This window comes from Acinetobacter sp. ANC_7654 (genome assembly GCF_056779855.1).
Window position 1 is genome coordinate 194,000 of sequence record NZ_JBWYIR010000001.1, and the last position, 23,044, is coordinate 217,043.

General features: G+C 39.5%; 20 protein-coding genes. 6 read left to right on the forward strand and 14 right to left on the reverse strand.

The annotated features are described in order from the left end of the window. Positions 1 to 38 precede the first annotated feature (38 nt). Positions 39 to 464 (reverse strand): OsmC family protein, encoded by a 426-nt coding sequence (locus AC1M86_RS00960; protein ID WP_035265883.1) that lies wholly within the window; start codon positions 462 to 464, stop codon positions 39 to 41. 149 nt (positions 465 to 613) lie between these two features. On the opposite strand from AC1M86_RS00960, the gene crp reads away from it, so the two are divergent. Continuing rightward, positions 614 to 1,327: a cAMP-activated global transcriptional regulator CRP gene (gene crp / locus AC1M86_RS00965; protein WP_035265881.1), complete on the forward strand. Its 714-nt coding sequence runs from the start codon at positions 614 to 616 to the stop codon at positions 1,325 to 1,327. Between the two features lie 159 nt (positions 1,328 to 1,486). Then, a complete protein-coding gene (locus AC1M86_RS00970) occupies positions 1,487 to 2,536 on the forward strand; it encodes an NADP(H)-dependent aldo-keto reductase (RefSeq protein WP_481607035.1) in 1,050 nt (349 codons plus the stop codon). A 116-nt stretch (positions 2,537 to 2,652) separates the two neighbouring features. Here the strand turns inward: AC1M86_RS00970 and AC1M86_RS00975 are convergent, their stop codons facing one another. The 5 genes from AC1M86_RS00975 to gap form a co-directional block, all read right to left on the reverse strand. Next, positions 2,653 to 3,429 carry a M48 family metallopeptidase gene (locus AC1M86_RS00975; protein ID WP_035265878.1) on the reverse strand — a complete coding sequence of 259 codons (777 nt, stop codon included), beginning with the start codon at positions 3,427 to 3,429 and terminating at the stop codon, positions 2,653 to 2,655. Positions 3,430 to 3,531: 102 nt separating this feature from the next. Continuing rightward, positions 3,532 to 3,840, reverse strand: coding sequence for a hypothetical protein (locus AC1M86_RS00980; RefSeq protein WP_180027584.1), 309 nt, complete (start codon positions 3,838 to 3,840; stop codon positions 3,532 to 3,534). 137 nt (positions 3,841 to 3,977) lie between these two features. Further along, positions 3,978 to 5,297 carry an adenylosuccinate synthase gene (locus AC1M86_RS00985; RefSeq protein ID WP_035265875.1) on the reverse strand — a complete coding sequence of 440 codons (1,320 nt, stop codon included), beginning with the start codon at positions 5,295 to 5,297 and terminating at the stop codon, positions 3,978 to 3,980. Positions 5,298 to 5,367: 70 nt separating this feature from the next. Beyond that, entirely contained in the window at positions 5,368 to 6,534 is a 1,167-nt protein-coding gene (locus tag AC1M86_RS00990; RefSeq protein WP_035265874.1) for an ATP phosphoribosyltransferase regulatory subunit, read from the reverse strand. 227 nt (positions 6,535 to 6,761) lie between these two features. Next, the gene (gene gap / locus AC1M86_RS00995) at positions 6,762 to 7,793 is read right to left on the reverse strand and encodes a type I glyceraldehyde-3-phosphate dehydrogenase (RefSeq protein WP_481594256.1); all 1,032 of its coding nucleotides are present in this window, start codon (positions 7,791 to 7,793) and stop codon (positions 6,762 to 6,764) included. 368 nt (positions 7,794 to 8,161) lie between these two features. Between gap and alaS the strand changes: the two genes are divergently transcribed. The 3 genes from alaS (at position 8,162) to csrA (ending at position 12,700) form a co-directional block, all read left to right on the forward strand. Continuing rightward, entirely contained in the window at positions 8,162 to 10,855 is a 2,694-nt protein-coding gene (gene alaS, locus AC1M86_RS01000) for an alanine--tRNA ligase (protein WP_481607036.1), read from the forward strand. Positions 10,856 to 10,920: 65 nt separating this feature from the next. Continuing rightward, positions 10,921 to 12,201 carry an aspartate kinase gene (locus AC1M86_RS01005; protein WP_092766113.1) on the forward strand — a complete coding sequence of 427 codons (1,281 nt, stop codon included), beginning with the start codon at positions 10,921 to 10,923 and terminating at the stop codon, positions 12,199 to 12,201. 244 nt (positions 12,202 to 12,445) lie between these two features. Further along, entirely contained in the window at positions 12,446 to 12,700 is a 255-nt protein-coding gene (gene csrA / locus AC1M86_RS01010) for a carbon storage regulator CsrA (protein ID WP_035265869.1), read from the forward strand. A 66-nt stretch (positions 12,701 to 12,766) separates the two neighbouring features. Here the strand turns inward: csrA and rnhB are convergent, their stop codons facing one another. Next, positions 12,767 to 13,333, reverse strand: coding sequence for a ribonuclease HII (gene rnhB / locus AC1M86_RS01015; protein WP_481607135.1), 567 nt, complete (start codon positions 13,331 to 13,333; stop codon positions 12,767 to 12,769). A gap of 66 nt (positions 13,334 to 13,399) precedes the next feature. Beyond that, positions 13,400 to 13,780: a hypothetical protein gene (locus tag AC1M86_RS01020; protein WP_180027580.1), complete on the reverse strand. Its 381-nt coding sequence runs from the start codon at positions 13,778 to 13,780 to the stop codon at positions 13,400 to 13,402. Between the two features lie 203 nt (positions 13,781 to 13,983). Between AC1M86_RS01020 and AC1M86_RS01025 the strand changes: the two genes are divergently transcribed. Continuing rightward, positions 13,984 to 14,541 (forward strand): cytochrome b, encoded by a 558-nt coding sequence (locus AC1M86_RS01025; RefSeq protein WP_481607037.1) that lies wholly within the window; start codon positions 13,984 to 13,986, stop codon positions 14,539 to 14,541. A gap of 12 nt (positions 14,542 to 14,553) precedes the next feature. On the opposite strand, the gene AC1M86_RS01030 is transcribed toward AC1M86_RS01025, so the two are convergent. The 6 genes from AC1M86_RS01030 to AC1M86_RS01055 form a co-directional block, all read right to left on the reverse strand. Beyond that, a complete protein-coding gene (locus AC1M86_RS01030; RefSeq protein WP_481607038.1) occupies positions 14,554 to 14,877 on the reverse strand; it encodes a hypothetical protein in 324 nt (107 codons plus the stop codon). A gap of 130 nt (positions 14,878 to 15,007) precedes the next feature. Beyond that, positions 15,008 to 16,006, reverse strand: a complete 999-nt coding sequence (locus AC1M86_RS01035; RefSeq protein WP_481607039.1) for an adenosine deaminase — start codon at positions 16,004 to 16,006, stop codon at positions 15,008 to 15,010. A 73-nt stretch (positions 16,007 to 16,079) separates the two neighbouring features. Beyond that, complete coding sequence (locus tag AC1M86_RS01040) at positions 16,080 to 17,399, reverse strand: NCS2 family permease (RefSeq protein WP_481607040.1); 1,320 nt, start codon at positions 17,397 to 17,399, stop codon at positions 16,080 to 16,082. A 451-nt stretch (positions 17,400 to 17,850) separates the two neighbouring features. Then, a complete protein-coding gene (locus tag AC1M86_RS01045) occupies positions 17,851 to 17,967 on the reverse strand; it encodes a hypothetical protein (protein WP_092766106.1) in 117 nt (38 codons plus the stop codon). A 235-nt stretch (positions 17,968 to 18,202) separates the two neighbouring features. After that, entirely contained in the window at positions 18,203 to 20,407 is a 2,205-nt protein-coding gene (locus AC1M86_RS01050) for an OsmC domain/YcaO domain-containing protein (RefSeq protein WP_092766263.1), read from the reverse strand. A 235-nt stretch (positions 20,408 to 20,642) separates the two neighbouring features. Further along, positions 20,643 to 22,874 (reverse strand): NADP-dependent isocitrate dehydrogenase, encoded by a 2,232-nt coding sequence (locus tag AC1M86_RS01055; RefSeq protein ID WP_092766105.1) that lies wholly within the window; start codon positions 22,872 to 22,874, stop codon positions 20,643 to 20,645. Between the last annotated feature and the right edge of the window lie 170 nt (positions 22,875 to 23,044).

Here is a 23,044-nt window from a genome sequence, read left to right on the forward strand (position 1 = left end):
AAAGCAACCTTAAGGTTGCTTTTTTCAACTCGATAAAATCAAGCTTCAGCTTCAATGATTTCAAAATCATGTGTAATTTCAACACCGCCATCTGAAAGCATTTTACTTGCTGAGCAATATTTTTCTGCAGATAGCTCAACAGCTTTAGCGACTTGCTTTTCTTTAATTGCTTTTCCTGTAACCACAAAATGCAAATGTATCTTCGTGAAAACCGCAGGAATTGTGTCTGCCCTCTCAGCTTTCAACTGACATTGAACACCAGTCACATCTTGTCTAGATTTTTTTAATATGGTCACAATATCAAACGAAGCACACCCACCAAGCCCCATTAAAATGAGTTCCATCGGACGTGGACCACGGTTTTCACCACCGTAAGCTTCAGCACCATCCATGATAATTTGGTGACCGCTTTCAGATTTTGCTTCAAAAGCAACATTCTCTAACCAATGTACGCTAGTATGCATTGCAACTACCTAAAAAAAACTATAAATTTACTTAGGACTGTACACTAGCATATATTGAGCTGATAAGGAATTTCACCTCTTATGCTTCACGTGGCAAGTTTATTTAGGTCTAAAGATCTAGTTACTATCCAAATCGGAATTTAAAAAGCATGACTTCTAATTTTTCACAACTTAGTACAGATGCTTTGTCGCCAGGTCAATTACCTGAATCTGTCAAAGCTTTGCTCAAGCGTGCGCACATCAATAGATTTCCAAAACGAACTTCAATTATTGATGCGGGCTCAGAGTCGAAATCTCTGTATCTAATTTTAAAAGGGTCGGTTTCAATTATTTTACGTGAAGATGATGAACGTGAAATTGTTGTAGCCTATTTAAACCCAGGGGACTTTTTTGGAGAGATGGGATTATTTGAAAGTAATCCTCAGCGTACTGCAGAAGTACGTACACGTGATGTATGTGAGATTGCTGAAATTTCATATGCTAACTTCCATGAAGTAAGTAAGCAGTATCCAGATCTTAGCTATGCGGTGTTCGCACAGCTCGTTCGTCGCTTAAAAAATACAACTCGAAAAGTAACTGACCTAGCATTTATTGATGTATCGGGTCGTATTGCACGTTGTTTAATCGACTTGTCAGCTCAACCTGAAGCAATGATTCTTCCAAATGGACGCCAAATTCGTATTACTCGTCAAGAAATTGGTCGTATTGTAGGTTGTTCACGTGAAATGGTTGGTCGTGTTCTTAAAACACTTGAAGAACAAGGCATGATTGAAACTGATGGTAAAGCTATCTTAATTTTTGATTCATCATTAGAAGCAGTAAATTCTGTTGAAGAAGACTTTGACAACAATGATGATGAATAAATTTTCATCTGATCTACATTCAAAAAAGCAAATCTGACGATTTGCTTTTTTATTGCCTTTTTTCTGAAAACTTTCGAATTTATTTGACATACGTTTTGAATCTTAGATTAGGTATGATTTCAATATATCAACTTAAAAAATACAGCAAGGATGTTGAGCATGAAATTTAATCGACTTGGGCAAACAGATATACACGTTCCCGAAATTTGTTTAGGAACAATGACTTTTGGTGAGCAAAATAGCCAGTCCGAGGCTTTTCAACAACTGGAATATGCACTCGAGCGGGGGGTAAATTTTTGGGATACTGCAGAGATGTACCCAGTACCACCTAAAGTCGAAACTCAAGGTGCGACAGAAGAAATTATTGGCAATTGGATTCAACAGCGTGGGCAACGTGATCAACTTTTTCTTGCTTCAAAAATTGCAGGTCCAGGTCAAGGTGGTAGCAATATTCGAAGCGGTACAACTCGCTATAATGCCAGCGATATTAGCTCAGCCTTAGACTTAAATCTTAAACGCTTAAAAACTGACTATATTGATCTTTATCAGCTACATTGGCCTCAACGCCCATCCAATATGTTTGGTCAATTGGGTTATACCAATCACCATGCTCACAGTACACTAGATATCACACCACTCGAGGAAACCTTATCTGCCCTTCAAGCGGAAATTAATAAAGGTAGAATTCGTTATATCGGACTCTCCAATGAGACACCATGGGGAACCATGAAATTTCTACATTTAGCAGAAAAGTTAGGGCTATCTAAATTTGTTTCTGTACAAAACCCCTATAACTTATTAAATCGTACCTATGAAATCGGCATGTCGGAGATTGCTAAATTTGAAGGCATCGGTTTACTGGCCTATTCACCGCTCGCTTTTGGCTATCTAACAGGAAAATTTAGACATGGTGCGAGACCTGCAAATGCCAGAGTCACCTTATACTCTAGATTTGTGCGTTATAGTAATCCTGAAAGTGAATGGGCAACTGAACAATACGCCCTCTTAGCAGAAAAACATGGACTGACATTAACGCAATTGGCGTTAGCTTTCATTAAGCAGCAGTTTTTCGTGACCAGCACAATCATTGGTGCAACCGATTTAAATCAACTCAAAGAAAATATTGATGCTTTTAATGTGTCATTGTCAGAAGAAATACTTCAGGAAATTGAGATCATCCATAAACAACAGCCAAATCCAGCACCTTAAGTGTCTAATAAATTCGATTTCAATACATTTGAATCAACGCCATACTGTGATAACAATTTACTAAGTGGTGAATATAAAAAAAGGATGCTAACGCATCCTTTTTTAGCTTTATTCTTTTAACGGCGACTTTGGTTATAAATCGCTTGAGCTGCAGGTAAGTTTTTACGCATCGCCTCAATTCGTTGAGCATTTGAAGGGTGTGTTGATAAGAAAGATGCATTGCCACCATTACTTGCTTTAGCCATTTTCTCCCATAATGTAATCGCTGCTTGTGGGTTATAACCAGCTCGAGCCATTAACATTAATCCACCCTGATCAGCACGGCTCTCCAAGTTACGTGAATAAGGCAACCCTACACCCAGTTGAGAACCAATTTGTGCAACTGCTGCGCCACCTTGACCTACCCCAGCTGCACTTAAACCAACACCTAAAGCCAAGTCAGTTAAAGCTTGAGCACCCAATTTACTTTTTGCATGCTCTTCCAAAGCATGGATCATTTCATGTCCCATGATGGCCGCAATTTCAGCATCTGTTAAATTTAAACGTTCCACAATACCTGTATAAAAAACAACTTTACCACCCGGCATGACAGAAGCATTTAATTCACTTGATTTAATTACAGATACCTGCCATTGGAATGGCTGACCCGTTTGATTCATTTGATCAGCATATGGACGCAAACGATTGTATACATTCGTAATACGCTTATAGGTATTTGAGCTTGTATCCAATAAGCCCTTGCTGCGAGCTGTATCAATGGCTTGCGAGTAACTTTGTGCAGCAGCTGCATTTAATGTCGCTGAGTCCGCACCCGCCATATCCGCAAATGTTGTACACCCTGAAATCGAGATTACCGCAGATGCTGTAAGACCGAGCAATAATTTGTTCTTCATTATAATGTTCCAATCTACTTGAAAGTACTTGTTCATAATTATAGACAAACTCAACTAAGCTTAATATCTCATTTTTCTTCACTTTTTTATTTGTTATGTAATTTAGTAAACAAATTGATAGCTGATCCAAAAGACCAAACAAAAAATATTAAGCACGAGATAGGTTTGACTCCACGGTTTTAAACGAGTTTCAAGCTTCTCATCTTTACGTTTAAAAAATAAATAGGTGTTCTGAATTAAAATAATAGGGACCAATATGCAAGCGATCATAATCGACAGCCCAATAAAGACTTGGTAGACCACATCTTCGGCTACTGTTTGAGATCGAATTATCATCATCGCAATCGTGGGTGCCCCCCCCATTGCAAATAACAACGAATAAAACATTGTTCCAGAAATATTTTTATGCATCCTGCACACTCTATTATTTTATACATTCGATTTTAACAATCTCTAAGATTCAGCACAGCCAATTTTTATACAACTTTGGTCGTTGTTTAGATCAAAAAAAGCCCTGTGATATCACAGGGCTTTTTTAAAACTTTTAATTAAGCTTCAAACGGGTGACGAAGAATAATCGTTTCATCACGGTCTGGACCAGTTGATACGATGTCGATTGGACATTCGATTAACTGTTCAAGTCGCTTAATATAGTTGATTGCTGCTTCTGGCAATTGGTCTAAAGATTTAGCACCAAAAGTAGACTCAGTCCAACCAGGCATTGTTTCGTAAATTGGTTTTAAAGTTTCAAATGCAAGTGCATCAGAAGAACCTACGCAGCCCGAATCTGCAGCTTCATAACCTACACAGATTTTGATTTCTTCTAAACCATCAAGAACGTCAAGTTTAGTCAAGCAAATACCCGAAAGTGAGTTTACTTCTACTGAACGACGAAGGATTTCAGCATCGAACCAACCACAGCGACGTTGGCGACCAGTAGATGCGCCAAATTCTGAACCTACAGTACCAAGGTGCTTACCAATTGCATCACCAACATCGTTTGCAGCATCATAAACCAACTCAGTTGGGAATGGACCTGCACCTACGCGAGTTGTATAAGCTTTGGTAATACCCAATACATAGTCAAGGTGTAATGGACCAAGACCAGAACCAGAACTCACACCACCAGCAGTCGTATTTGAAGATGTTACGTATGGATAAGTACCATGGTCAACATCAAGAAGTGAGCCTTGAGCACCTTCAAACATGATGTTGTCACCGTTCTTACGATATTTATGCAATTCGCCAGTAACATCAACAACCAGTGGAGCAACAACTTCACGCCATTGATCACATAACGCAAGCACGTCTTCAAGCTTAACCGCTTCTACACCGTAGAATTGTGTTAATTGGAAGTTATGGTATTCAAGTAACTCTTCAAGCAATGCTTTGAGATGATCACCACCACGCACTAAATCAGCGACACGAACCGCACGACGTGCAACTTTATCCTCATACGCTGGACCAATACCACGACCTGTTGTACCAATCTTGGCATTCCCACGTTTTTTCTCACGTGCTTGGTCTAATGCAATATGGTTTGGCAAAATTAATGGACAGTTTGGAGAAATACGTAAACGTTCTTTAACTGGCACACCTTGCTCTTCAAGAATCGTCATCTCTTTGATTAACGCTTCAGGAGAAAGCACTACACCGTTACCAATTAAGCAAAGTACGTTTTCACGTAAAATACCAGATGGAATGAGGTGTAAAACAGTTTTCTTACCACCTACGACGAGAGTATGACCTGCATTGTGTCCACCTTGATAGCGAACAACTGCAGCCGCTTGATCTGTGAGCAGGTCAACGATTTTACCTTTACCTTCGTCGCCCCATTGGGTACCAAGTACCACAACATTCTTGCCCATAATAGCCTCATTGCATCATGCTGTTAAAATTGAAGAACATGATTTGAAATTTAGTATTCAAATCAAGTGATTAAATCTGTTCGAGTTTCCACTCACCCGCTTGATTCACCAACTGGTGAGTCGCGTTAGGTACTGAATTCAACTCATCTTGACCAAGCAACTGCACAACGCTTTTGCCTTGATCACGTAATCCTTGAATTGCTTTGACTAGGTCAGCATTATTGCCCTTAGGTGCAACGATCACTTCCAATGCTTTAAATTGACCAGCGCTTAAAGCGTATAAGTCACATGAAAAGCCAGTTGCTGGACGTGCACGACCAAAATGCTCACCAATACCATCATAACGTCCACCTTGAGCTAATGGCGCAGCACGATTTGGTGCATACACTGCATACATTAAGCCAGTGTGATAGTGATATGAACGAAGCTCTACTACATCGATACCAATATGCAGATTTGGCCAACGTTGCTGAATCGCATCTTGTGTGCTTTGAACTGCATTAAATGCTTCTTGGAATGCCGAATCTTCTAAGATTTCTTGGCTTAAATGTGATTTTAAAGCGACTAAATCACTTGCATAACGACCAAGCGAATAAAAATCAGATCCGAATTTAAGTTGTTGCGTATATTCAGCAAGTTCTGGCAATGCTTTACGCTGATATAAATCAGATAGATGCGACTCTGTAGCTTTGTTCAATCCTGCATGTTTAACTAAGCTACGGAATAGACCAACGTGTCCAATATCTAAATGGATCGCCTCAGTTACACCTGTATTTTTTAATAATTCCAACATAACATCGATCATTTCGACGTCAGCATCGATACTGTCTGAACCAAACAACTCAGCACCGAGCTGTAAAGGCGCACGTGTGGTATTGAAACCTTGTGGTTTGGTATGAAGTACCGTTCCAGCGTAGCAATAGCGTGCAACACCTTCAACTGGATACACGTGTGCATCAATACGCGCCACCTGAGGCGTCATATCTGCACGCACACCAAGTAAACGACCTGAAAGTTGATCGATTACTTTAAATGTGGCTAAGTCTAAATCTTGATTCGATTCTGAAAGAGAAGATAGAGATTCGATGTATTCAATAAATGGCGTGTACACCAATTGATAACCTCGAGCTGCGAGGAAATCTAACGCGGTACGACGCAAAGTTTCAATAACTTGCGCTTGCTCTGGTAATACATCAGCTACACCATCAGGTAATAACCATGTCTCTGAAATGGGCATGTTGTAAACCTAAATTCTGTCAGCGCGGAACAAATCCGCATAAAAAAATCGGGAACACACCCGATTTCTCCTAGTCTATCACGATCAACCCCCATGTGCATCAGACTTTTAAATAATTAAATCGGAATTTTAGATTATTCATAAGCTTCTATTGGTAATTCTGAACGCACTAGCAGTTGATCTATGTTATAGACTTAAGCCTTTATAAAAGACACAGCATTTCAGTTTCATGACTGATCTGGAAATGAATGACATAAATCTAGTAAACGATTGGTATATCCCCACTCATTATCATACCAAGCATAGACTTTAGCTTGCTTCCCGACCACCATGGTTTGAGTTAAATCTACAATGAGTGAAAACGGAGAATGATTAAAGTCAGATGATACTAAAGGCTCATCTGTTACCGACATAATTTCCGAAAATCGCTCTCGTGCTGCTGAAATTAACGCTTCATTTAACTGATGGTCTGTAATTGGCTGTTGCGCTATAAATGTCAAATCAATAGCTGCCACATTAATGGTAGGAACACGAATTGAGTAACCGTCTATTCGCCCTTCCATTTTTGGCATGACACGTTTGATTGCACCTAGAGCAGATGAAGTCGTTGGAATAATGTTTTGCCCAGATGCCCTCGCACGACGTAAATCGCGGTGAACATGATCTAAAACGGATTGATCCGCTGTAACAGCATGAATTTCTGTCATTAACGCACTTTCTATGCCAAAGGCATCGTCAATAATTTTGACCAGAGGAACCAATGCTTGTGTCGTACATGAAACACTCGAAATAATCTGATCCGTAGTTTTAACCTCTGTATGATTTACCCCGTAGACGATTGCAGCATCAACCGTATCAAAAGGTGCAGCCCCAATTATCACGCGTTGAGCGCCAGCATTGAGATGGCGTGTCGCTTCTGCTCGAGATCTAAATAAACCAGTACACTCTAAAACAACATCAACGTTTAAACGCTTCCATGGCAGTTGATCTGGTTCTGTTTGACAGTGAACTTCAATAGATAATTTTTTTTGATAGGCATAAATATTGAGAAATACTTGCTCTGCCACATAACTCAACTCCACTTCCCCATGAAATCTTCCATGTGTGGTGTCATATTTAAATAAATGAATTAAAGTTTCTACATCAGCCACATCATTAATCGCAACGATTTCAAAATTGAATTGCTTTGGATTTTCAAACCAAGCTCTTAAAACATTTCGCCCGATTCGTCCAAATCCGTTAATTGCGATACGTTGCATATGTAACCTTCAACTCTTTAATACAAGTTCTTGAAAGCTCTATGTTAAAGTATTTCTAAACTATACAGTAATAAATAATGGTCTTATGACTACTCAATATTTTTGATTGATCTTCGTACGAGATACACAGCTTGAGCATTTAAGAATCGTCTCAACAACGTTAATGCTTAAAATTCCACCTAAAACCAGAATTAAAGAGAATTGTCATTAAAACACTTTAAAATCATTGGTACAGGTGGCAAATTCCGTTATAATTTGGCGTTTTTAAACTTTTAGCCCGGTATGCTGGGGTGAATTTTATTGTGAATTCGCACTTTATTTCCCAGACATATTATTTGCCAATACAGAATTAATGGAGTGACTTGGTTGTGAGTACTCGTTTTATGACATCAGCTGAAATTCGTGAAGCATTTTTGCGTTACTTTGAATCGCAAGGCCACACACGTGTCGCGTCGAGTTCTCTAGTTCCTGCCAACGACCCAACTTTGCTCTTTACAAATGCTGGTATGAACCAGTTCAAAGATTGCTTCTTAGGCCTAGAAAAACGAGATTATGTACGTGCAGTGTCATCACAAAAATGTGTTCGTGCTGGCGGTAAACATAACGACTTAGATAACGTGGGCTACACAGCTCGTCACCATACGTTTTTTGAAATGTTAGGTAACTTCTCTTTCGGAGATTACTTTAAACGTGACGCGATTAAATTCGCTTGGGATTTCTTAACCAATGAAAAATGGTTAGGTCTACCTAAAGACAAATTATATGCAACGGTTTATCACACTGATGATGAAGCATTCGACATCTGGAACAAAGAAATCGGTCTAGATGAGTCTCGCATTATCCGTATCGGCGACAACAAAGGCGGTCAATACGCTTCAGATAACTTCTGGGCAATGGGCGATACAGGTCCTTGTGGTCCATGTTCTGAAATTTTCTATGACCATGGCGATCACATTTGGGGTGGTTTACCAGGTACACCAGAAGAAGATGGCGACCGCTTCATCGAAATTTGGAACAACGTATTCATGCAGTTTAACCGTACTGCTGATGGCGTACTCCATCCGCTTCCTGCTCCGTCTGTCGATACAGGTATGGGCTTAGAGCGTATTTCTGCTGTTTTACAACACGTCAACTCAAACTACGAAATTGATCTATTCCAACACTTATTAAAAGCTGCAGCTGAAATTATTGGTTTAGATACTGCTGAACTTGAAGCGAAAGCGCAAGCGGAAGGCAAACCAGTTGAATACCCAGCATCACTTAAAGTCGTTGCCGACCATGCACGCTCGTGCTCATTCCTAATCGCTGATGGCGTAAACCCATCAAATGAAGGGCGTGGCTACGTTTTACGTCGTATCATCCGTCGTGCAGTTCGTCATGGTAACAAGTTGGGTGCGACAGGTTCATTCTTCCACAAAATGTTAAAGCCTTTAATTGAGGTGATGGGCGCTGCCTATCCTGAACTTGAAGCACAACAAGCGCGTATCGAAGCGCAACTTTTAAAAGAAGAAGAGCAATTTGCTAAAACCTTAGAACAAGGTTTGAAATTGCTTGAGGGCGAACTTGCTAACTTAAAAGGTTCTGTAATTCCAGGCGAAGTAGTATTCAAACTTTACGACACGTACGGCTTCCCAACTGACTTAACGGCTGACATCGCACGTGAACGTGATTTAACGATTGACGAAGCTGGTTTTGAAAAAGAAATGGCTGCTCAACGTCAACGTGCACGTGATGCGGGTAAATTCGCAATCGACTACAACAGCGTTGTAAAAGTTGAAGGCGAAACTCAGTTTGACGGCTACGATGCAACTGCTGGTGAGGGTCAAATCATCGCAATCTATAAGGATGGCGAACAAGTTGATGAAGTCGTTGAAGGTGATGAAGCTTTAATCGTTCTAAACCAAACACCTTTCTATGCAGAAAGCGGTGGTCAAATTGGTGATACAGGTATCTTTAAAAACGATACAGGTATTTTCGAAGTTCAAGACACGAAAAAATCTGGTGGTGCGTTCGTTCACCAAGGTATCGTGACCATGGGTAACTTTAAAGTTACTCAAAATGTAGAAGCAACAGTTAAAGCAGACATTCGTGCAGCAACAGCACGTAACCACTCTGCGACTCACCTTCTACATGCTGCACTTCGTCAAATCTTGGGTTCACATGTTCAACAAAAAGGTTCATTGGTTGCTTCTGACGTGTTACGTTTCGACTTTGCCAATGATCAACCCGTGACATTTGAACAGATTCAAGAAATTGAACGTCTGGTAAATGCTGAAGTGATTGCCAATACGCCTGTAACAACTGAACTCCTTGACATCGAATCTGCAAAAGCAAAAGGTGCGATGATGTTGTTCGGTGAAAAATACGGTGAAGAAGTTCGCGTACTCTCTATGGGTTCTATCATTGAAGAGAAAAACTTCTCGATCGAACTTTGTGGTGGTATTCACGTTAAACGTACAGGTGACATTGGTCTGTTCAAAATCACTTCTGAAGGCGGTGTTGCTGCAGGTGTACGTCGTATTGAGGCAGTTACAGGTACGAAAGCAATTGAGGTGGCTCAAAAAGCTGATCGAGACATCAACACGATTAATGGCTTATTGAAAGCACAAAAAGATCAAACGATTGAGAAAGTTGAAGCCTTAGCGGACACAGCATCAAGCTTACAAAAGCAAATCGATCAATTGAATCAAAAACTTGCTCATTTACAGGCGGGTGAACTACTTAGCCAAGTTAAGGAAATTGCAGGTCGCAAAACGTTAATCACGACTGTTCAAGGTATGGATGCGAAATCACTTCGCAATCTACACGACGGCGTGAAATCAAAATTAGAAAATGCTGTGATTGTCCTTGCAGGTGTAGAGGGTGACAAGGTGAGCTTGATCGCATCTGTAGCTAAAGACTTCACAGCTTCTATAAAAGCAGGTGACATCATCAAACACTTAGCAACTGAGCTAGGTGGTAAAGGTGGTGGTAAGCCTGATTTGGCACAAGGTGGCGCGCCACTTAACGAGAAGTTTGCTTCTGTCATGGCAGAATTAACTGCTTGGCTAGCTGCAAAATAAAACTTCACCTTTTGTGTAACTGACCTTGAACAACTCTTCAAGGTCATGGTTTATATGGAACAACTATGGCATTAATCGTTCAAAAATATGGCGGTACTTCAATGGGTACTCCTGAGCGCATTTTAAATGTTGCTCGTCGTGTAAAGCGTTGGCATGATCACGGCCACAAGGTTGTGGTTGTTGTATCAGCTATGAGTGGTGAAACTAATCGCCTACTCGCTTTAGCGAAAGCCATTACCGACACCCCTGACCCACGAGAATTAGACCAAATGGTTTCAACGGGTGAACAGGTAACGATTTCAATGTTAGCAATGGCACTGAATTCTATCGGTGTGGAAGCGAAATCTTTGACTGGACGCCAAGTTGGTATTAAAACAGACAGCTCATTCACAAAAGCACGTATTGAATCAATTGATACAGATGTCATGACTGAACAATTAGATGCTGGTCGTGTCATCGTTGTTGCAGGTTTCCAAGGTTTTGATGCTAATGGAAACACAACAACTTTGGGTCGTGGTGGTTCTGATACTTCTGGTGTTGCATTAGCAGCTGCACTCAAAGCGGATGAATGCCAAATTTATACAGATGTGGATGGTGTATATACAACAGATCCACGTGTTGCACCAAAAGCGAAAAAAGTTGATCGTATTTCTTTTGAAGAAATGCTCGAAATGGCTTCTCTTGGTTCTAAAGTTTTACAGATCCGTTCTGTTGAGTTCGCGGGTAAATATCAAGTCCCTTTACGCGTACTCTCTAGCTTCGACAATGAAAATGATGGCGCATTTGACGAAGAATTCAAAAACAACGTCGGAACACTTATCACTACTGAATTGGAAGACAATATGGAACAGCCAATTATCTCTGGTATCGCATTTAACCGTGACGAAGCTAAATTAACTATCTTAGGTGTGCCTGATCTTCCTGGTATTGCATCTAAAATTTTAAAACCGATTGGTGATGCTAATATCGAAGTGGATATGATCATCCAAAACGTTGAAGAAGATGGTACAACTGACTTCACATTCACAGTCAATCGTGGCGAACTTGCTAAAGCTAAAAAAATTCTTGAAGAAACTGCTCAAGCAATCGGTGCTCGTGAAGTTGCAACACGTGATGATATTGTAAAAGTATCTATCGTAGGTGTTGGTATGCGCTCTCATGCTGGTGTTGCAAGTAAAATGTTTACAGCACTTGCTGATGAAGGCATCAATATCCTGATGATTTCAACTTCTGAAATCAAAATCTCTGTTATTATTGAAGAAAATTATTTAGAGCTTGCTGTTCGCTCACTTCACACTGCGTTTGGTCTTGACCGCGAACATGGTGAGTCTAGCGCACGTGCTTAATTTTCTGCCATGAGTTAGCAGAAACAATGCATACTTGATGAAGAAATATTCAGAGCCACTATAGTTTTTCCTATAGTGGCTCTGTTATATTAGGTCTAGAGGTTTATGGGATAATTTCAATAGTCCTGTGCGAATGGTTAAATTCGTCACATTTATCTATTAAAATATTTCGTGGTGCCGAGGTTGTTATTTTCACTTTTTGAAAAAACTATCGCAGGTTTAGCGTTTAAGCAAGGAGATAAACATGCTGATTCTCACCCGTCGTGTTGGTGAAACATTAATGATTGGGGATCAAGTCAGTGTCACTGTACTTGGTGTAAAAGGTAACCAAGTGCGAATTGGTGTGAATGCGCCTAAAGAAGTATCTGTACATCGTGAAGAAATCTATCAACGAATTCAGCATGAACGTGCGATGCATGAGCACTTGCAACATCTTGACCAAGATTACCAACCTTCTTACGAAGAAGAGAATTACACTCAAAATGATTTCAATCGTTGATTAGAAATGATTTTGTGACTAAAGCGGCTAAATCTAGCCGCTTTAAATTTTTGGTGTTTAAGCTGTTTAAAGTCCCAATGATTTGCGTACTGGACCAAAACTACGCCTGTGCTCTTCAACCACGCCAAACTGTGCAATAGCTTCAAAATGAGCTTTGGTCGGGTAGCCTTTATGTTTTGCAAAACCAAACTGAGGATATTTAGCATCAAGTTTTAACATTTGATGATCACGTGTCACCTTAGCCAGGATACTGGCAGCAGAAATTTCTGGATGTAATGCATCTCCTCCAACTACAGCATCACAACTCATACTCAATCCTTGGGGAATTTTATTACCATCAACCAATACATGTTGTGGTTGCACAGTCAATTGTTCAACGGCACGACGCATTGCCAACAACGAAGCATTCAATATATTGAGTTCATCAATTTCTTGATGACTCGCTTCAGCGATAGCCCAAGCTAGTGCTTTTTCTTTGATCTCTATAAATAATTTTTCACGTTTCTTTTCACTGAGTTTTTTAGAATCATTTAACCCAAGAATCGGATTGTTAGGATCCAAAATTACAGCAGCCGCAACGACCGATCCCACCAGTGGACCGCGCCCTGCTTCATCAGCACCAGCAATCAACATCATTTTCCTAATTTATCCTTAAAAAAATAGGCCGATCAAAATCAGCCTATTCATATATCTTTAAAATTAACGTACAGCTTCAGCTACACATTCATTAATAGTTTTAGTCACGATATTGCTGACGATTGTTGCACGTGCTGTTGGATCAATCGCTGCTGTAGCCAAATCAACCGTAGTTACGCTTTGAGGAGCTTTTTCACTTACACATCCACAAATTTCACCTTGGATATTTTCTTTCTGCTCTGCAGTCATTAATTTCGTTGCAGTTTTCCAAGCAGAAATATTGTTCAATTCAGTTGTGCATTTTGCATTGATCGCAATTTTAAGTGCAGCCGAACCTAACTGTTGAGTGGTATTTGCGGCAGGTGATGATGTCCCTGTTGTACCTGTAGCACAAGCTCCGAGCACTAATGTCATTGGTGCGAGTAAAGCGATTAATTTTTTCACAGTATTGTCCTTATGATCTTACGAATTGAGCTATTTTGCCTAATGTAACATCATGAAGAAATAGATTTTTTGTATTTCCCGACTATATGTTCAGTTATAAGTCGCATTCCGTTGCATATTTTCAACACTGTGTCCCATTTCAATACTTATAAATAATTTATGCTTAAATTATTATGTGCGAAATTCAATCATAAGTTTATATCATGAATAATAAATCCAAATATTACACACGTACAGCTCAAGTCTTGCATTGGGTCATGGCGATTATTTTTATCACGGCGTGGGCGATCGGCTTTTATAGCGGCAATTTTTTAAGTTATGAAGTAGATGGTAGCTTCAAAGGTGACGTCATCACGCTTCACAAAAATATTGCAACCACCATTCTTTTTCTGGTCGTGGTTCGTATCTTTTGGCGCTACACCCATCCTGCACCCGAGTTACCAGAGACAATGTCACCCCTCATGAAAAGACTTGCACATTTAGGGCATCTTGGACTTTATTTTATGCTTCTGGCTTTACCAATTACGGGTTGCTTATGGAGTTGGAGTCTCGGCTACCCTGCACCAGTATTATTCTTATTTGATCTACCTGCTTTAATAGATGAGAATCCTCAAGTAACTGAAATTGTAAAACCACTACATATTTGGATTTCTTGGGCTGCAGGTTTACTCTTACTCGGACATATTGCTGCGGCATTAAAGCATCACTTTATAGATAAAGATCATGTCTTAGACAGCATGACCAAACAACCTAAAGATTGATTGAGTACGGCTCTAAATTTCTGAGTGAGATTTAGAGCTAATCACACATGCTTTTAGGCTATTCAACATGGCTTTTCGAATGACTTCTTGCTTGATATCTTCGTTAACTGTTGCTTTGGCAAGTTCCTGAGCCGGAATATCTTTTAAAGCATGATTTGATACACAATCACAGGTTTCTAATTTTAATTTCTTTTTGTTTTCTTCACTCATTAAATATGTCGTTATTTTCCATATTTTTGAATGGTCGACTTCACGCTCACATTGATACTGGATGACAGGCTTTAATATACGCTGTGTCAATGTCGTATTTGCATTCGCGATAACTACGGGCAACACTAGCAGACTCAGGCAAAACAAAGACTTCAATTTCAACATCACATTCGGCTCTATTGTTTAAAGCATATTAAACCAAAGGTGGGATTTTGCCCCCACCTTCCAGTATTTTACATAAACAAGTTTAACTGTTTTAAATTGCGAGAATTTTATCTTTCCACTTTTGTTTTTGCTCATCGGAAATAAACGATGCTTCAAATGAATTTATAGCGAGTTGCTTTAATTCATGATTTGTTAAATCCAAGGCCTCAGCGATCGCAATAAAGTTATCATTCATGTAGCCACCAAAATATGATGGATCATCAGAATTTACTGTAACGTGTACACCCTGCTGCAAGAGTCGACGAATATTATGCTGTTTCATATCATCTACAACGCATAATTTAAGATTAGACAATGGGCATACTGTAAGCGGCATTTTTTCTGCAATTAAGCGCTGCATCAACTTTGGATCTTCTTCAGAACGTACACCATGATCAATACGATTCACTTTAAGTACATCCAAAGCTTCCCAGACATATTCTGCTGGACCTTCTTCACCTGCATGAGCAACAACCAAAAATCCTTCATCACGTGATTTTGCAAATACCCTTTCAAATTTAGAAGGTGGATGCCCAACTTCACTTGAATCTAACCCGACCCCAATAATTTGGTCTTTGTAAGGTAACGCTTGTTCAAGTGTTTCAAATGCAGCCTCTTCACTCAAATGGCGTAAGAAACACATAATCAAATGCGTTGTGATGCCTAATTTTTCCTCAGCATCGTGGCAAGCTCGTTTTAAGCCTTTAATTACCGTTTCAAATGATACACCACGATCTGTATGGGTTTGCGGATCAAAAAACATTTCAGTATGAACCACTCGATCTTCTGCACATTTTTCAAAATATGCCCATGCAAGATCATAAAAATCTTGCTCATTAATCAATACATTCGCACCTGCATAGTAAATATCTAGAAATGATTGCAGATTGTGAAAATTATAAGCCTGTTTGACTTCTTCAACTGATTGATATGGGATTGCAATTTCATTGCGCTGAGCAATGGCAAACATCAACTCAGGTTCAAATGTCCCTTCAATATGGACATGAAGCTCAGCTTTAGGTAAAGCTTTAATTAACTCAACACGGTTCATTGCTACTCCTCATGAAACCAAAAAATAAAAAGGGTGCAAACTGAGTTTACACCCTTTTAAAAACTGTTAAAAATTAGCCGCCAAACATTGCAAATTTTAGCGCCCATAATACTGCGATAATCCATACCATATATGGTACTGTAGATGCTTTACCTGTAAGTAACTTCACCAATGCATAACTGATAAAGCCCATGGCAATACCATCAGCGATTGAGTAAGTGAACGGCATAAACACGATCGTTAAGAAAGCAGGAACCGCTTCAGTAATATCATCCCAATCAATATGCGTAATTCCCTGAATCATCAATACCCCTACAAAGAGTAAGGCTGGTGCAGTTGCAAACCCAGGAACAGATTGAGCTAACGGTGCTAAGAACAAACAAGCAATAAAAAGTAAGCCAACTATTACCGCTGTAAGACCTGTACGCCCCCCTGCTGCTACACCCGCAGAAGACTCAATATATGGTGTCGTTGATGATGTACCTAATGCAGCACCAGCAACAATCGCTGAAGAGTCTGCAAACAGAGCTTTCTTTAAGCGTGGCAATTTACCATCTTTGAGTAAACCAGCACGATGTGAAACACCAACCAGCGTTCCTGTTGAATCAAATAGATCAACTAAGAAGAACACAAAAATTACACCGATTAAACTTGCGGTAAATAAGCCTTCAAAATCCATTTGCATGAATGTTGGTGTAATCGAAGGAATTTGACCAACCACGCCTTTAAATTCACTCAATCCAAGGAATGTTGAGATTGCAGTCAGCACTAAAATACTGATGATAATCGCACCACGTATTTTAAAGTGATGCATAACAACAACCATCAAGAAACCGAATAAGGCTAAGAGAACGGTTGGTTGTTTTAATTCACCTAAACCCACTAGAGTCGCAGGATTGTCCACAATGATGCCAGCATTTTTCAAAGCGATTAATGCTAGGAATAAACCAATACCACCACCAATAGCCAATTTTAAAGACATTGGAATAGCATTCACGATAGCTTCACGAATTTTAAACATACTGATCGCGATGAAGACCAGACCAGACACAAATACCGCAGCTAAAGCGGTTTGCCAAGGCACACCCATTCCTAAACATACCGAATAGGTGAAATATGCATTTAAGCCCATACCCGGAGCCAATGCAATTGGGTAATTGGCAATAATACCCATGACAAAACAACCGATTGCTGCTGCTAAACATGTCGCAACAAATACCGCACCATGATCCATTCCTGTTTCAGACAGAATCATTGGATTGACAATGATGATGTAGCACATTGTCAGGAATGTCGTCATCCCTGCAATCATTTCAGTTCGAAAAGTTGTTTTGTTTTCGCTTAGTTTAAATAAGCGTTCAAGCAAACCCGCTGAAGAATTTGGATTTGTCATTGTCGAGCCCCTGCTTAAGATCGAGCGAGTCGTAAAAATTATTTAGATCATTTATTCAATGATTCATTGGCAAATGTAGCTCAGATGACGCATTCAATAAACGTACCAAAATGAGATTTCCGATAAATTGAAGCACAATTAAAAAAGCTGCAATAAAGCAGCTTTGATATGATGATCTATCAATTGAACAGTCGCTAGACAATTCGATCTATCGGGATATATTTTTAATTATAACATAGACTGAATTTGAAGGGCTGAATACACAGTAATAGGTTATAAAACGCTAAAATTTAATCTTTATTTAAATCACGTTAAAAAATATAAATTTAAATATACCCCTTAAGAAATCACTGATGATTTTTAGATCATTTAATTTTAAATGGTAGAGTAAATTAAGCTTGCTAACAGTGAATACGTTCTAAATTTGCACTCTTACCGATCAATATGAACATTATTTCATTTGGAGGTATTCCCAAATTAGGTAACCTAATCCAAAGCCCAAACAGGAATACGCAGTAATAATAAAGAAAACGAAACTTGCTTTATTCTTTTTTTTCAAGAAATTCATAATGCTCGCCTTAAGTTAACTCGTCATGCACTATGATAATGCATTTAGCTAATAATACCAGTTAAATAGAATTATTTCCCTTAAATATCAATAAATTACTATTTTTAATAAATACTATCAGTACTTTTCATAACAACTTCATTTTATTATAAAAAATTGAGTACCCCAACTAGATGCATCAATTTGCTGATCTTTAAAAGAAAAAGGCCACTCTTCATAGTGGCCTTTCATTCGATCAGTTTTGTTGAGAAACAAAACGTGCTCTGGCAGCATGAAGCTTCTTATAGCTCTCAATAAGTTTTAAATGACGATCGAGACCTTCAAGTTGCATATTGGTTGGCGTCAATCCATAAAAACGCACATCACCTTCGATTGAGCCTATTGCAGCATCAACTCTCTCATCACCGAACATACGTCTAAAATTCGGTTCATAGTCTTCAATTTCCATTTCTTCATCTAACAACACTTCTAATACAACATCCATGCATTGATAGAATAAGCCTCGTTCTACAGTATTGGTGTTGTATTGTAAGAACTGTTCTACTTGGTCTTTCGCTTCTTCGAAATTTTCCAAAGCTAAGTTAATTAATAGTTTTAATTCAAGAATAGTTAACTGACCCCACACCGTATTATCGTCAAATTCAACACCAATCAAGGTAATAATATCGGTATAGTCATCCACTTCAACTTCTTCAAGTTTCTCTAGCAAAGCTTCGAGCTGTTCATTATCTAAACGATGTAAGTTAAGAATATCTTCTCTAAAGGCTAAAGCTTTATTGGTATTGTCCCAAACCAGATCTTCAACCAAATACACCTCAGAATATCCTGGCACCAGAATTCGGCATGCAGTTGCACCTAAATGTTGGTATACAGCCATGTAAACTTCTTTACCCATCTCTTTTAGGATATTGAACATCTTTTCAGCTTCTTCAGCGTTTGTATTTTCACCTTGACTGGTGAAATCCCACTCTACGAAATCATAATCAGATTTCGAACTGAAGAATCTCCAAGACACAACACCCGATGAATCAATAAAGTGTTCCACAAAGTTATTTGGTTCTGTCAGTGCATGGCTATTGAAAGTAGGACGTGGTAAGTCATTTAAACCTTCAAAACTACGACCTTGTAAAAGCTCTGTTAGGCTGCGTTCTAATGCAACTTCAAAGTTTGGATGAGCCCCGAATGATGCAAAAACGCCACCCGTTCTTGGATTCATTAATGTCACGCACATGACTGGGAATTTCCCACCTAATGAAGCATCTTTGACCAGCACTGGAAAACCTTGCTCCTCAAGTCCCTTAATACCCTCAACTATTTTTGGGTACTTTGCTAGAACATGTTCAGGTACATCTGGCAGGGTAATTTCACCCTCTAAAATTTCGCGCTTAACCGCACGCTCAAATATTTCAGATAAACATTGTACTTGTGCTTCAGCCAAGGTATTTCCTGCGCTCATACCATTTGACAGATACAAATTTTCGATCAAATTTGAAGGGAAATATACAATCTCACCGTCTGACTGGCGCACAAATGGTAATGAACAGATACCTCTCTCAATATTGCCAGAATTTGTGTCGTACAGATGTGTGCCTAATAACTCATCTTCAGGATCGTAAATTTCAAGTGTATATTCATCTAAAATTTCTGATGGCAATTCACCATTTGGACCTGGTTGGAACCACTTTTCATCTGGGTAATGCACAAATTCAGCATTTGCGATTTCTTCACCCCAAAATTGGTCGTTATAGAAGAAATTACAATTCAAACGTTCAATAAACTCGCCTAATGCAGATGCTAAGGCACTCTCTTTCGTTGAACCTTTACCATTGGTAAAACACATTGGCGCTTGTGCATCGCGAATATGTAAAGACCATACGTTTGGCACAATATTTCGCCAAGACGCAATTTCAATCTTCATTCCTAAGCCCGCCAAAATTGCAGACATATTGGCAATCGTTTCTTCAAGCGGTAAATCTTTGCCCGGAATAACAGTCACATTTTCCTTGGCAATATTTGGCATAAGTAAAGCTTGAGCATCCGCATCAATGCTTTCAACTTCCTCAATAACAAATTCAGGACCTGTTTGAATGACTTTTTTTACAGTGCAACGGTCGATTGAACGTAAAATACCTTGTCGATCCTTCTCAGAGATATCTGAGGGTAATTCGACTTGAATTTTAAAAATTTGTTTATAACGGTTTTCTGGATCAACAATATTATTTTGGGATAATCGAATATTTTCTGTAGGAATATCTCGTGCAGCACAATACACCTTTACAAAATAAGCTGCACATAATGCTGAAGACGCAAGAAAATAGTCAAATGGGCCTGGTGCAGATCCATCACCTTTATAACGAATAGGTTGATCGGCAATAACCGTGAAATCGTCGAACTTTGCTTCCTGTCGAAGATTGTCGAGATAATTGACTTTGATTTCCATGCGGGCACCTACAGAACTTATCCAAACAGCTAGATAAGTTAAAAATAAATTAAAACGCATTGTAATCAGAAATGCATGCAAATTGAATGAAAGTTTTTTAGATCCTCCCCTTAAGCTCTCTCTAATTTGACGTAATCAGTGTTTTATTTACAAAAATTTTAACAAAAAAAAGCTGGTACCGAAGTACCAGCTTTTTTAATCCGCCAAACTGAAATTCAGTTCAACTTAAGTGTTATTAGATGCTTGCAATAGCAGCATTTAAAGTTGCACTTGGACGCATAACTGCATTTACTTTCTCTTGATCGATTGCGTAGTAACCACCGATATCAACAGATTTACCTTGAACTTCTGCAAGTTCGGCAACGATCTTCTCTTCATTTTCAGCTAAAGTCTTCGCTAAAGTAGAGAATGTCGCTTTTAATTCAGCATCTTCGTCTTGAGCTGCTAATTCTTCAGCCCAGAACTTCGCTAAATAGAAATGGCTACCACGGTTGTCTAACTCACCTGTACGACGTGATGGAGATTTGTCGTTGTCAAGTAATTTACCAGTTGCAGCATCCAATGTTTTCGCAAGAAGTTTAGCTTTAGGGTTGTTTTCTTTAATACCAAGCTCTTCAAGTGAAACAGCGAGTGCAAGGAACTCACCTAAAGAATCCCAACGTAAGTGGTTTTCTTCAACAAGTTGTTGTACGTGTTTAGGTGCTGAACCACCTGCACCAGTTTCGTACATACCACCACCCGCCATTAAAGGCACGATAGACAGCATTTTCGCAGAAGTACCAAGCTCCATAATTGGGAACAAGTCAGTGAGGTAGTCACGTAGAATGTTACCCGTTACAGAGATTGTATCTAGACCACGAGCAACACGTTCAAGTGTGTAACGCATTGCACGTACTTGAGACATGATTTGGATGTCTAGACCATCTGTATCGTGATCTTTTAAGTATTTTTGAACTTTCTTGATCAATTCGTTTTCGTGTGGACGGTATGGGTCTAACCAGAAGATTGCTGGCATACCAGAGTTACGTGCACGTGTTACAGCTAGTTTTACCCAGTCGCGGATCGGTGCATCTTTCACCTGACACATACGCCAGATATCACCTTCTTCCACGTTTTGAGACATTAAAACTTCGCCAGTTTCGATATCTGTGATGTTAGCTACACCAGCTTGCGCGATTTCGAATGTTTTGTCGTGTGAACCGTATTCTTCAGCTTTTTGAGCCATTAGACCAACGTTAGGTACAGTACCCATTGTGCGTGGGTCGAAGTTACCATTCCACTTACAGAAGTTGATCATTTCTTGGTAAATACGCGCAAATGTAGATTCAGGCATTACTGCTTTACAGTCGTAAGGCTTACCGTCAGCACCCCACATTTTACCACCACCACGGATCATTGCAGGCATAGAAGCATCTACGATCACGTCGTTTGGAGAATGGAAATTAGTGATACCTTTTGCTGAATCCACCATTGCTAAAGCAGGACGGTGTTCTTGACATGCGTGTAGATCTTCGATGATCTCTTCACGTAAAGAAGTCGGTAAAGTTTCGATCTTCTCGTAAAGACCAGCCATACCGTTGTTTACATTAATACCTAGTTCGTCGAACAGTTTACCGTGTTTTTCGAACGCTTCTTTGTAATAAATCTTCACACAGTGACCGAATACGATCGGATGTGAAACTTTCATCATGGTTGCTTTAACGTGTAAAGAGAACAAGATGCCCGCTTCTTTACAATCATCTAATTCTTTTTCATAGAAGTCGCAAAGTGCTTTCTTGCTCATGAACATAGAATCGATGATTTCGCCGTCTTGCAGTGCAACTTTGTCTTTAAGAACGATGGTTTCACCAGAATTGGTGATCAGTTCCATTTTCACATTGCGAGGACGATCTAAAGTCATAGACTTTTCGCCGTGATAGAAGTCACCTTCATCCATGTGAGAAACGTGAGTTTGTGACCACTGTTTCCACTCACCCATAGAATGTGGGTGTTTTTTCGCATAGTTTTTAACAGCAGCAGGCGCACGACGGTCAGAGTTCCCTTCACGCAATACTGGGTTTACTGCTGAACCTAAGCATTTACCAAAACGTGCTTTGAGTGCTTTTTCTTCTTCAGTCGTAGGATTCTCAGGATAATCTGGAATTGCATAGCCTTTTGATTGAAGCTCTTTGATACATGCAGTCAACTGAGCTACAGATGCACTGATGTTTGGAAGTTTGATGATGTTTGTGTCTGGATCTTGTGTAAGACGACCTAATTCTGCAAGATTGTCTGATACTTTCTGCTCTTCGCTAAGGTATTCAGAGAATTCAGCGAGCACGCGTGCTGCAACTGAGATGTCAGTTTTTACAATCTCAACACCAGCAGGCTTAGTAAAGGTCTCAATGATCGGCAGTAGTGAGTAAGTCGCCAGTAATGGCGCCTCGTCGGTCAGTGTGTAGATGATAGTTGACTTTCCACCAGCCATATATAGCCCCTTGCTTTGGATTGAGTTACAGAGCACCGAACTTTTGGTCCAGTCTCTTAGAACCGATTTGCTTAAATTAAAACGTTGAGAGTATCGTTCTTCGTCGCATTTCAGTCAATGAAATAAGCTTTTAGTACGCTATTTTGATGAAATAACATACAAAATAGTAT